This is a genomic window from Rhodococcoides fascians A25f (assembly GCF_000760935.2).
Lineage (GTDB): Bacteria > Actinomycetota > Actinomycetes > Mycobacteriales > Mycobacteriaceae > Rhodococcoides.
The window spans coordinates 2,776,209-2,788,101 of sequence record NZ_CP049744.1 but is presented as its reverse complement, the minus strand read 5'-3'; the positions used below and the strand labels follow the sequence as shown (position 1 = coordinate 2,788,101).

At 64.8% G+C, this 11,893-nt stretch carries 9 protein-coding genes; 8 read left to right on the top strand and 1 reads right to left on the bottom strand.

What is annotated here, in order from left to right:
- Nucleotides 1-34: 34 nt before the first annotated feature.
- Nucleotides 35-1,486, top strand: coding sequence for an NADP-dependent phosphogluconate dehydrogenase (gndA, locus tag BH93_RS13240; RefSeq protein ID WP_037173669.1), 1,452 nt, complete (start codon nt 35-37; stop codon nt 1,484-1,486).
- Between the two features lie 66 nt (nt 1,487-1,552).
- Here the strand turns inward: gndA and BH93_RS13235 are convergent, their stop codons facing one another.
- Complete coding sequence (locus tag BH93_RS13235) at nt 1,553-2,014, bottom strand: DUF4262 domain-containing protein (protein WP_052065072.1); 462 nt, start codon at nt 2,012-2,014, stop codon at nt 1,553-1,555.
- A 262-nt stretch (nt 2,015-2,276) separates the two neighbouring features.
- On the opposite strand from BH93_RS13235, the gene BH93_RS13230 reads away from it, so the two are divergent.
- The 7 genes from BH93_RS13230 (at nt 2,277) to BH93_RS13200 (ending at nt 11,867) form a co-directional block, all read left to right on the top strand.
- Nucleotides 2,277-3,521 (top strand): DEAD/DEAH box helicase, encoded by a 1,245-nt coding sequence (locus tag BH93_RS13230; RefSeq protein ID WP_242459200.1) that lies wholly within the window; start codon nt 2,277-2,279, stop codon nt 3,519-3,521.
- Nucleotides 3,518-4,417 (top strand): DMT family transporter, encoded by a 900-nt coding sequence (locus BH93_RS13225; RefSeq protein WP_037173667.1) that lies wholly within the window; start codon nt 3,518-3,520, stop codon nt 4,415-4,417. The genes BH93_RS13230 and BH93_RS13225 overlap by 4 nt, the downstream gene beginning before the upstream one ends.
- Nucleotides 4,418-4,428: 11 nt before the next feature.
- Complete coding sequence (locus BH93_RS13220; RefSeq protein ID WP_037150357.1) at nt 4,429-5,865, top strand: GuaB1 family IMP dehydrogenase-related protein; 1,437 nt, start codon at nt 4,429-4,431, stop codon at nt 5,863-5,865.
- A gap of 345 nt (nt 5,866-6,210) precedes the next feature.
- Nucleotides 6,211-7,590 (top strand): hemolysin family protein, encoded by a 1,380-nt coding sequence (locus BH93_RS13215; RefSeq protein ID WP_037150354.1) that lies wholly within the window; start codon nt 6,211-6,213, stop codon nt 7,588-7,590.
- A complete protein-coding gene (locus tag BH93_RS13210; RefSeq protein ID WP_032403473.1) occupies nt 7,583-8,713 on the top strand; it encodes a hemolysin family protein in 1,131 nt (376 codons plus the stop codon). The genes BH93_RS13215 and BH93_RS13210 overlap by 8 nt, the downstream gene beginning before the upstream one ends.
- Nucleotides 8,714-9,628, top strand: coding sequence for a hypothetical protein (locus BH93_RS13205; protein ID WP_037173666.1), 915 nt, complete (start codon nt 8,714-8,716; stop codon nt 9,626-9,628). It begins immediately after the preceding gene.
- 64 nt (nt 9,629-9,692) lie between these two features.
- Complete coding sequence (locus BH93_RS13200) at nt 9,693-11,867, top strand: malate synthase G (RefSeq protein ID WP_037174232.1); 2,175 nt, start codon at nt 9,693-9,695, stop codon at nt 11,865-11,867.
- Nucleotides 11,868-11,893 lie beyond the last annotated feature (26 nt).

The window sequence follows — 11,893 nt, the reverse complement described above, 5'->3', positions numbered from 1 at the left end:
CGCGCGACGCCGCTCGGCAGGGAAAGCTGTCTGTATGACCTCAGCAGCAGAACCGAAAGAACTGGCTCAGATCGGAGTCACCGGACTCGCCGTCATGGGCTCCAACATCGCACGCAACTTCGCGCATCACGGGCACACCGTCGCGTTGCACAACCGCAGTGTCGCCAAGACCGATGCGTTGATCGCCGAGCACGGCAGCGAGGGAAACTTCATCCGTACCGAAACCATCGAGGAGTTCGTCGCTGCGCTCGCGAAGCCGCGCCGGGTCCTCATCATGGTCAAGGCGGGCGACCCGACGGACGCGGTGATCGAGGAACTCGCGGGCGCGATGGAAGAGGGCGACATCATCATCGATGGTGGCAACGCGTTGTACACCGACACCATCCGTCGAGAGGCTGCCATGAAGGAGCGCGGCCTGCTCTTCGTCGGTGCCGGAATCTCCGGAGGCGAGGAGGGCGCTCTCAACGGCCCGTCGATCATGCCGGGCGGCCCGGCCGAGTCCTACAAGGCACTCGGTCCGCTGCTCGAGTCCATTGCGGCACAGGTGGACGGCACGCCGTGCTGCACCCACATCGGACCCGACGGCTCCGGCCACTTCGTGAAGATGGTGCACAACGGAATCGAATACGCCGATATGCAGCTCATCGGCGAGGCATACAACCTGTTCCGCGATGCCCTCGGTTACACCCCGGCACAGGTCGCCGACGTGTTCACCGAGTGGAACAACGGCGATTTGGAGAGCTACCTGGTGGAGATCACCGCCGAGGTGCTCCGCCAGGTGGACGCCAAGACAGGTCAGCCGTTGGTGGACGTGATCGTCGACGCCGCAGAGCAGAAGGGCACCGGCCGCTGGACCGTCAAGGCCGCACTCGATCTGGGTGTTCCCGTCACCGGTATCGCCGAAGCGGTCTTCGCCAGGGCCCTGTCGGGATCGCGGGCGCAGCGCAAGGCGGCCGTCGGGCTGGCCTCGGGTGCCCTTGCGGACAAGCCCACCGACGCGGAGCAGTTCACACACGACATCAGCCGGGCGCTGTACGCGTCGAAAATTGTCGCCTACGCGCAGGGCTTCGACCAGATCGCCGCGGGCAGCGCCGAATACGACTGGAGTCTGCATCCCGGCGACCTGGCCACGATCTGGCGAGGCGGTTGCATCATTCGCGCGCGGTTCCTCGACCGCATCAAGGACGCGTACGACGACAACGCCGAGCTGCCCAGTTTGATCCTGGCACCGTACTTCCGTGACGCCATCGAGAACGCCATCGACAGCTGGCGTCGGGTCGTCATCACTGCAGCCTCGCTGGGCATTCCGGTCCCCGCGTTCGCGTCGTCTCTCTCGTACTACGACGCGTTGCGGGCAGAGCGTCTGCCAGCGGCATTGACTCAAGGTCAGCGTGACTTCTTCGGTGCCCACACCTACGAGCGAACCGACTCGGAAGGAAAGTTCCACACCCTCTGGAGTGGCGATCGGTCCGAGATCGAGGCCTGACCGACCCTCGTCCGCCGGTGGCGCAGCGTGCTTCACGCGGCGCCACCGGTTCATGGACGACTGCAGTCAGCAGGGCAACGGACCGAGCACCGGTTGGACCACCGTCGAGGGAATGCCCTCCCACGGCAACGAACCGTCGCAGTCCTTCCACACGGCCTGAACGGCGCTGAAGCACCCCTTGCCGTACACGTCCGACGCTGCGTGGAGAATGTCGACACAATCCGGTACGTCGATGGTGAAAAGCTCGAATCCTGCTGCCCAGCAGCCGATTCCAGCTTCGACCTCCAAAAGCCCCGACGCTACCGAAGTGCCGAGCGCATTCAGTATTCGTGAAGACTCGTTCGGGTCGCGACCCGTCACGACGATCTCCGGACTTCCGAAACCGGTGAGACCGACGGTGTAGCAGAACGCCGGATGGATACCGTCCCGGTCGACCTCCGATTCGACGTACTGCAAGGCCCATCCGAATCGATCGATGGCGCTCTTCACATCTCCGATGTACTCGTCGACGCCGTAGCCGTCACACATCCTGCACATAGCTCCCCCACTCGGCGAGCGGTCGCCCCCACGGCAACCGCGATGTAGAACGCATTCGAACGTGCGTTCTACGGCAGAGTATTGCGCGCGGCACCGACAAGAAGATTCCATGCGCGCTCGACGCGGCGGTAAGGTCACAGCTATGCCGGGTCAATCACCGAAGGGGCGTTCTGCAGGCTCCACTCCACCCGCTTCATCGTTCGCAGACTTGGGGCTCCCGGTGGTTCTCGTACATTCGCTGAAGAATGCGGGTGTGTCCCGCCCCTTTCCGATCCAGGTTGCTGCCGTCCCCGACGCACTTGCCGGCCGGGACGTACTCGGACGCGCCCCGACCGGATCGGGGAAGACGCTTGCGTTCGGACTACCACTGCTCGTACGGCTGGCAGGTCGTCGAAGCGAGCCGGCGGCACCGCGTGGGCTCGTGCTCGCACCGACTCGGGAACTCGCACTCCAGATCCACGAGGTCCTCGACCTGCACGGTGCCACGTTCGGCCTGCGCACCGTCTGTGTCGTGGGCGGTGTCCCCCTCGAACGAAACGTTCGCGAGATTCAGCGCGGTGTCGACATCGTGGTCGCCACCCCCGGCCGTCTCAACGACCTGCTCGAGCGACGTTCCATCGCGCTGAATCGCGTCGAGACGACCGTGATCGACGAAGCCGACCGAATGGTGGACATGGGGTTTCTGCCCCAGATCGAATCCCTGCTGGCCGCGACTCCGCCCGACGGCCAGCGGTTGTTGTTCTCGGCAACCCTCGACCAGGACACCGACCGCCTGGTCGAGACCTTCATGGACGATCCGGCGGAGCACTCCACTGCCGAATCGGTGAGCGTGCCCGACATTGCGCACTACGTGTTCGAGGTCGATGGCGCGCACAAGACCGAAGTAGCTGCCGCACTCGCCAACAGAGACGGTCGAACGCTGCTGTTCGTCCGTACCACCCACGCGGTCGATCGACTCACCGACGAGTGTCGCCGACTGGGCGTACCCGTATCGTCGTTGCACGGCAACAAGACTCAGGCACACCGCACGCGTTCGCTGGCCGCCTTCGCGGACGGCAGTTCGGCCGCTCTCATCGCAACCGACGTCGCGGCTCGCGGTGTGCACGTCGACGACGTCACGTTGGTGGTGCACGTCGACCCGCCGATGGATTCCAAGGACTACGTGCACCGTGCAGGCCGAACCGCGCGAGCCGGGGCCAGCGGAACCGTCGTGACCTTGGCTACCGAAGATCAGTTGACTCGGGTGCGTGCGATGGCAGACGAAGCGGGAATCTCGGCCACCGTCGTCGATACCGAAGCGGACCCGGTCTCGTGGCGCCGCATGACCGGCGCTCGCACCCCCATCGGCAGACCACTGTCCAATATGGCCGACACCTCGGGATCCGTTCGCGGTGATCTGCCGGAGCGTGGGGCCCGGCGGGGGGCCGCGCCCGCGCGGCACGAACGACGGGGCCGAACCGGAGGCAGTCGGGGCACCGGCCGAGGACGACGCGGGTGACCTCGCCCTGGTTGTCGGTTGTACTCGCTCTGTTTTCGGCATTCCTGTTCGCGTGTGCGGCGGTGGCGCAGCAGAGCGCCGCTGCGTCCGTTCCGGAGGGAACGTCGCTGGTGTCTGCCCTCGTTCGTAGTCCCCGTTGGTGGATGGGCGTGATCGGAGACGGGGGTGGCTATGCGGTACAGATCGCGGCGCTCTGGGTCGGTTCGGTCCTCGTCGTGCAGCCGCTGCTCGTCACTGCCCTGTTGTTCGCGTTGCCGATGTCGGCGAAATTCGCGCGCCGCTCCCTGCCTGGGTCGACCTGGGCACTCGCGCTTCTCCTCGCCGCCGCTCTCGCGGTCTTCATCGTGGTGGGTGACCCGAGCGAAGGCACAACCGATGCTCCTCTCGTAGCGTGGATCGTGCCTCTGATCGTCGCCGCCGTCCTGATCGGCGGCGCGGCAGTGGGCGGCCTGTTGCTGTCCTCCCCTGGCCTGCGGGCCCTGCTTCTCGGAGCTGCGGGAGGTCTGTTGTTCGGACTTGCTGCAGCTCTCACCAAATTCGTGACCGATCTCGTCGACGCCGATCCATTTGCAGCACTGACGGCATGGCAGACCTACACCCTGATCGGATCCGGCGTTGTCGGTTTCTACTTGCAGCAACGCGCGTTCCAGGTGGGGCCGCTGTCCGCATCGATGCCGGCCGTCACGATCTGCGAACCCCTCGGTGCAGCGTTCATCGGAGTGACGGTCCTGGACGAAAGACTCAGAACCGAGGGCGCAGCCCTGGCGACGATCGTGGTGGCGGTGGCCGTCATGATCGTCACCACCGTCCTCCTGTCGCGAACTCAGGCGGCGAACACTGCCGATTCGACGGCGTCGGACCGGGCGTCGAACACAGGAACTTCACCCGACCGGTAGTCTCGATCAACGTGCAGTTCCTCGATGGTCACCAGCCGCCCTACGATCTCACCTACGACGATGTCTTCCTCGTCCCCAACCGAACCGATGTCACCTCGCGTTTCGACGTCGACCTGAGCACGGTGGACGGCTCGGGAACGACCATTCCGATCGTGGTGTCGAACATGACGGCAGTATCGGGTCGGCGAATGGCCGAGACAGTCGCCCGGCGCGGTGCCATCGCCGTCATCCCCCAGGACTTGCCCACCGAGGCCGTCGCCGACACCGTCGCATTCGTCAAGAGCCGTGACCTGATCGCGGACACACCGGTGGTGCTCGGGCCCAACGCGTCCGTGTCCGACGCCTTGGCGCTGGTGCACAAGCGAGCTCACGGATCGGTCGTGATCGTCGAACACGGCAAGCCCATCGGAGTCGTCACCGAGAGCGCCTGCACCGACGTCGACCGATTCGCCCGGCTCAGTTCCGTGGCGTCCGCCGACTTCGTGCGCGTTCCCCGCCACGCGTCACCCAAGGAAGTGTTCGAGAAGATCGAAGCGGCCCATGCACACCTTGCTGTCGTCGTGGAGGACGACGGCTCGCTGGCGGGTGTCGTGACGAGAACCGGCGCGGTTCGGACGGGCATCTACGCCCCTGCCGTGGACGCATCGGGGCGCCTGCGGATCGCCGCGGCGGTCGGCATCAACGGCAACGTGGCGGAGAAGGCGACCGCACTCGTCGAAGCCGGTGCCGACGTTCTGGTGATGGACACAGCCCACGGACATCAGGAGAAGATGCTCGACGCTCTCGCTGCTGTACGCGCTCTCGATCTCGGAGTGCCCCTCGCTGCCGGGAATGTGGTGTCCGCGCAAGGCACGCGAGATCTGGTGCAGGCCGGCGCGGACATCGTCAAGGTCGGTGTCGGTCCCGGCGCGATGTGTACGACGCGGATGATGACCGGCGTCGGGCGCCCGCAGTTCTCGGCAGTGGCCGACTGTTCCGCTGCAGCAGCAGAACTGGGAGCATCCGTGTGGGCCGACGGCGGCGTGCGGCACCCCCGTGACGTTGCGCTCGCCCTGGCCGCAGGAGCCGCGAACGTCATGATCGGCTCGTGGTTCGCCGGAACCTACGAGTCTCCCGGCGACCTACGGGTGGACGCATCGGGCAATCGCTACAAGGAGAGCTTCGGCATGGCGTCCAAGCGGGCGGTTGCCGCACGTACCGCTACCGACGGTGCGTTCGACCGGGCCCGTAAGGCTTTGTTCGAGGAGGGCATTTCCAGTTCTCGGATGCGCCTGGATCCCGATCGCCCCGGCGTCGAAGATCTGATCGATCACATCTGTGCCGGAGTTCGGAGCACCTGCACCTACGCAGGGGCCCGCAGTCTCCCCGAGTTGGCCGAACGCGCAGTTCTGGGAGTTCAGTCCGCAGCCGGATTCGCCGAGGGGCGCCCCCTGCCGTCCGGGTGGTGACCCCGGTTCACGGTTAGACTCTTCAACAGCAATCACAGTTGTCCGCGCTCGCCGTGCGCCCGAGGCCGATCACTCAAGTGCCTGGGTGCCGTCGAATCGTAGGTCCCGCACCGGTGGGGTCACAGCGCGGACCATACAGAAGGGAATCAGGTGCCCGAGGCACCCACTATTTCGGTTGCCGGTCCGGCAACTGCAGAGCAGCACGACGAGAGTTCCACTTCGGAGGGATCCTCTATCGAGCCGGGAGAGAAACCCGGCGACACCGATTTCAGCGGCCGCGCGCAGTCCGGCGGCGCGATGCTCCTGTCTCAGCTTCGACGGCCCCGGCTCGGACGGAGTTGAGACATGGCGACTCTTCTCACCATCGTCAGCCTTCTCGGCTTCGTTGCGCTGACGGCCGGTACCGCCTTGTTCGTCGCAGCCGAGTTCTCCCTCACTGCCTTGGAACGCAGTGCGGTCGAGTCTCAGGCCGAGAACGGCGACATGCGCTCGCGCCAGGTTCTGCACGCCCACAAGACCCTGTCGTTCCAACTCTCCGGTGCTCAACTGGGCATCACCATCACAACTCTGATCACCGGTTATCTCGCCGAACCGGTGTTGGCCGGCTTCATTCGGCCGGTGGCCGATGCGCTCGGCGCGTCCGAGACGCTCGCGTCGGGCATCTCACTTGCCGTGGCACTGATCTTGGCCACCTCGTTCTCGATGATCTTCGGTGAGCTGGTCCCGAAGAACATTGCGATCGCGAAACCGATGTCGACGGCCCGCGTCACCGCAGGCGCCATGGCAGGGTTCTCGCTGATCTTCAAGTGGGCGATCAACGGGCTCAACGGATCTGCCAACTGGCTCGTTCGACGGCTCGGAATCGAGCCGGCCGAGGAACTCAGATCGGCTCGGTCGCCACAGGAGCTGGGTTCGCTCGTGCGCACGTCCGCACGGCAGGGATCGATCGACGAGAACACGGCTCGACTGGTGGATCGGTCGTTGCAGTTCGGCGATCGCACAGCCGAGGAGCTGATGACACCACGAGTCAAGATCGAGACGCTCGCCACAGACTCGACCGTGGCCGATCTGATCGAAACTGCGGCGCGCACCGGCTTTTCACGCTTCCCGGTGGTCGACGGCGATCTGGACGACACCGTCGGCGTCGTCCACATCAAGCATGCGTTCACCGTCGCCGGAGCGCTTCGTCGTACGACAACGGTCGAGTCCCTGGCACGCGATGTCCCCGTCGTACCGTCGAGCCTCGACGGCGACGCGGTGATGGAACGGGTACGGGCCGACGGCATGCAGGTGGCGCTCGTCGTCGACGAGTACGGCGGTACCGCAGGCATGGTGACGATGGAAGATCTCATCGAGGAGATCGTCGGTGACGTACGCGACGAACACGACGAGCCGGAACTCGATGTCTCGCGTTCCGGCGAGGGCTGGGACTGCGCCGGCCTCCTGCGTATCGACGAAGTGGCGTCGGCCACAGGCTATTCCGCCCCGGAGGGCGAGTACGAAACCATCGGTGGTCTGGTTCTGTCCGAGTTGGCACGTATCCCGAGCGAGGGGGACGCGGTTCTCCTCCCGCCGCCGGCGAGCGAGGATCCGCTCGACGGAGACGGCGGCTGGGTGGCACGGGTGATACGGATGGACGGTCGTCGGATAGATCGGGTGTTGCTGTTGCCCGTCGACGCCGCAACGGTGGCTCGAATGAGATCGGAGGGAGAGATCGATGGGTGACCTGTTCGGAGTCGGTCTCGCCGTTCTCCTGCTGGCCGGAAATGCATTCTTCGTCGGCGCCGAGTTCGCTTTGATCTCCGCTCGGCGCGATCGACTCGAAGCGCTGCTCGCGCAGGGGAAGAAACGCGCACAGAGTGTCATCGAGGCCGGTCAGAATCTGTCGCAGATGCTCGCCGCTGCCCAGCTCGGCATCACGATCTGCTCGATTCTCCTGGGCCGGGTAGCCGAGCCGGCGGTGGCGCACCTGATCGAGGTCCCCCTCGACGCCGTCGGAATCCCCGAGTCGTTCCTGCACCCGATCGCCTTCGCCATCGCGTTGACTCTTGTGGTCGTCCTGCACATCCTGGTCGGCGAGATGGTTCCCAAGAACATCGCGATCGCGGGTCCGGAGAGCACCGCCATGATTCTGGTGCCGATCCACCTCGTGTTCATCAAGGTCGCGCTGCCGCTGATCTCGTTCTACAACCTGTGCGCCAACCTGACACTCCGGATGCTGCGTATCGAACCCAAGGACGAGCTGAGTTCTTCGGTCTCGGCGGTGGAGTTGTCGCAGATGATCGGCGAATCACGGTCCGAGGGACTGATCGACGCCGAGGAGCACCGAAGACTGCGGCAGGCTCTCGAGACGTCCGGTCGGACGGTCGGCGAGGTGTTGATCCCTTCCCACCAGGTTCGCAGCATCGAGTTGTCCGGGCCCGATCACACTCTCGGACCCACATTGGGCTCGGTCGAACGCGCCGTCATCGAGACCGGTTTCTCGCGCTACCCGGTCCGCGACGCAGCCGGCGCGCTGGTCGGCTATCTGCACCTCAAGGACGTTCTCGACGACATGGCCGACGAATCGGCCGGACCGGACACGGTCATCCCACGGAGCGACGTTCGAGCACTGCCCGTCGTCTCCATCGACACGGTGCTCGACGATGCACTGACCAAGTTGCGACGCGCCAGCAGCCACCTCGGAGCCGTGCACGACGCGACGGGGGCCACGGTCGGGATCGTCGCACTGGAAGATTTGGTCGAGGAGTTCGTCGGTACCGTTCGAGACGGCACGCACCGCGTGGCCGGTCCTCGGCCGGGTCAATCTGCATCGAGCTCGTCGAGCACTCCCCCACGGAACGCGTAGATGTCCGTCCCGGCGTCGATGACCGAAGCGGAGTGGACCACCAGACGGGCTGCGCACGCGGCGCGGGTCGAGCATCTCGTCGGTGATTATCTGACCGACCGAGGACGTGGCAACACCCATCCGGTGCTGGATTTCCTGTTCACGTATTACAGTCACCGCCCTGGTCAACTACGCCGGTGGAATCCGGGTCACGGCATCGTCCTGACCGGTGAACGTGCACGCGAATATGCCGAGTTCGCGTCCTACGAACAGGTACAGACCGACCGGGGCGTCGGTTACCGGGTGCGGTCCGATCTCGTCGAGCGCCGTCGCGCGAGTATCGAATTCATCCTGGGACTGCTGACCGCCACCGCTGAGCGAGCACCCCTGCTCGGCTGCTTCGGCCTGCACGAGTGGGCGATGGTCTACCGCGGAGGAATCTCGGCCCAGCGGCACGAGCAGGTTCCACTGCGCCTCGGTCGTGACGGAACCGATGCTGTGGTCGATTCGATGTCGTTGCGGTGCACCCACTACGACGCCTTCCGGTTCTTCACCCCCGACGCCGCACCGCGCAACGCGCTGACGCTCTCCCCGGAGTCGCGCATGGGGTCCGAGCAGCCCGGGTGCATTCACGCCTCCATGGATCTGTACAAGTGGTGCTACAAGCTGGGGCCGTTGATCGATTCGGAGTTTCTGACCGACTGTTTCGAGCTGGCGCTGCACGCGCGCACGATCGATATGCGGGCGAGTCCCTACGATCTGAGCGACTACGACCTCGAACCCATTCGAATCGAGACCGCGGCCGGTCGAGCAGAGTATGTGCGCGCGCAGGGGGAACTGTCCACCGAAGCGGCACCTCTACGCTCGGCGTTGATGGCTCGATGCCAGAATTTACTGATCGGCGGCGAGTTCGGCGACGGACTTACTGCCGAGTAACATCGACATCGTTGTCGTGGGGACACCGTCTTCGGTGTCCGAGACCGGAAAGAGTGAGGGATTCATGACCGATCGTGTGCAGGCTGGTGGACTTCAGGTCGCCAAGGTCCTATTCGATTTCGTCGAGAAGGAGGCGCTGCCGGGTACCGGTGTAGATTCCGATGCCTTCTGGTCCGGTGCCGCGTCGGTGATCGCCGATCTCGCTCCCAAGAACAAGTCTCTGCTGGCCGTTCGCGACGAGATCCAGGGCAAGGTCGACGCCTGGCACGGCGAACACGCGGGCCCGAACTACGACCGCGCCGCCTACAAGGCCTTTCTGAAAGAGATCGGCTACCTGTTGGACGAGCCGGCGGACTTCCAGATCAGCACGGCTGGTGTGGACACCGAGATCACCACCACAGCCGGTCCCCAGCTCGTGGTGCCGGTGCTCAATGCCCGGTTCGCGATCAACGCGTCCAACGCGCGATGGGGATCGCTCTACGACGCCCTCTACGGAACCGACGCCATTCCCGAGGCAGACGGTGCCGAGAAGGGATCGAGCTACAACAAGGTTCGCGGCGACAAGGTGATCGCCTTCGCTCGAGACTTCCTGGACGAGGCGCTGCCGTTGAGCTCCGGCTCGCACGTCGGCACCACCGGCTACGTCGTCGACGCCGCCTCGTTGACGGTGACGCTTGCCGATGGCAGCACAGTGGGTCTGAAGGAGCCGGCACAGCTGCTGGGATACCAGGGCACAGCCGACGCGCCGACCGCAATTCTGTTCGTGCACAACGGATTGCATTTCGAGATCCAGATCGACCCCGAGAGCCCGATCGGCAAGACCGACGGAGCGGGCGTCAAGGACGTGCTCCTCGAGTCTGCGGTCACCACGATCATGGACTTCGAGGATTCGGTCGCAGCAGTCGACGCCGACGACAAGGTTCTGGGTTACCGCAACTGGCTCGGACTGATGAAGGGCGATCTCACCGAAGAGGTCTCCAAGGGCGGCAAGACTTTCACTCGCGCGCTGAACAAGGACCGCACCTACACCTCGGTCGACGGTTCCGAACTGACGCTGCACGGACGCTCGCTGTTGTTCGTCCGCAACGTCGGTCATCTGATGACCTCCGACGCGATCCTCGACGCCGACGGCAACGAGGTCCCCGAGGGCATTCTCGACGCGCTGTTCACCTCGCTCGCGGGTCTGCATTCGCTGACCGAGGACAACGTCCTGTCCAACTCGCGCACGGGTTCGCTGTACATCGTGAAGCCGAAGATGCACGGACCGGACGAGGTCGCCTTCACTGCGGAGCTGTTCGGCCGTGTCGAGCAGGTTCTGGGACTGCCGGACAACACGCTCAAGGTCGGCATCATGGACGAGGAACGCCGCACGACGGTCAATCTGAAAGCGTGCATCCAGGCGGCGTCCGAGCGCGTCGTGTTCATCAACACCGGATTCCTCGACCGCACCGGCGACGAGATCCACACCTCGATGGAGGCAGGTCCGGTCGTCCGCAAGGGTGCGATGAAGGGCGAGAAATGGATTGCCGCCTACGAGGACTTCAACGTCGACACCGGACTGGCTGCCGGCCTCGAAGGCAAGGCGCAGATCGGTAAGGGCATGTGGGCCATGCCGGATCTGATGCACGACATGCTCGAACAGAAGATCGGTCACCCCAAGGCCGGGGCCAACACCGCATGGGTTCCCTCCCCCACCGCGGCAACCCTGCACGCCCTGCACTACCACAAGATCGACGTGTTCGCTCGTCAGCACGAGATCGCTCAGGCCAAGCGCGCCTCGGTCGACGACATTCTCGAGATTCCGCTGGCTCCGTCCACCGACTGGACCGACGAAGAGAAGCAGAACGAACTCGACAACAATTCGCAGTCGATTCTGGGCTACGTCGTGCGGTGGATCGATCACGGCGTCGGGTGCTCCAAGGTTCCCGACATCAACGACATCGCGCTCATGGAAGACCGTGCGACGCTTCGCATTTCGAGCCAGTTCATCGCCAACTGGCTGCGGCACGGCATCGTCACCGAAGAGCAGGTGCGCGAGTCGCTGCAGCGGATGGCCCCGGTGGTGGACCGTCAGAACGAATCGGATCCGACGTACAAGCCGTTGGCTCCCGACTTCGACTCGAACATCGCATTTCAGGCCGCCAGCGACCTGATCTTCCAGGGCACCAGCCAGCCCAACGGCTACACCGAGCCGATCCTGCACCGCCGCCGACGGGAGTACAAGGCCGTCAACGCCTGACGGACTTGTCGAGCTCGTGGGTGAAC

Bases quoted from the DNA above. Each gene is read 5' to 3' on its own strand.
- BH93_RS13215 (WP_037150354.1), top strand. From the start codon at position 6,211: ATGGCGACTCTTCTCACCATCGTCAGCCTTCTCGGCTTCGTTGCGCTG.
- BH93_RS13200 (WP_037174232.1), top strand. From the start codon at position 9,693: ATGACCGATCGTGTGCAGGCTGGTGGACTTCAGGTCGCCAAGGTCCTA.
- BH93_RS13235 (WP_052065072.1), bottom strand. From the start codon at position 2,014: ATGTGTGACGGCTACGGCGTCGACGAGTACATCGGAGATGTGAAGAGC.
- BH93_RS13210 (WP_032403473.1), top strand. From the start codon at position 7,583: ATGGGTGACCTGTTCGGAGTCGGTCTCGCCGTTCTCCTGCTGGCCGGA.
- gndA (WP_037173669.1), top strand. From the start codon at position 35: ATGACCTCAGCAGCAGAACCGAAAGAACTGGCTCAGATCGGAGTCACC.
- BH93_RS13205 (WP_037173666.1), top strand. From the start codon at position 8,714: ATGTCCGTCCCGGCGTCGATGACCGAAGCGGAGTGGACCACCAGACGG.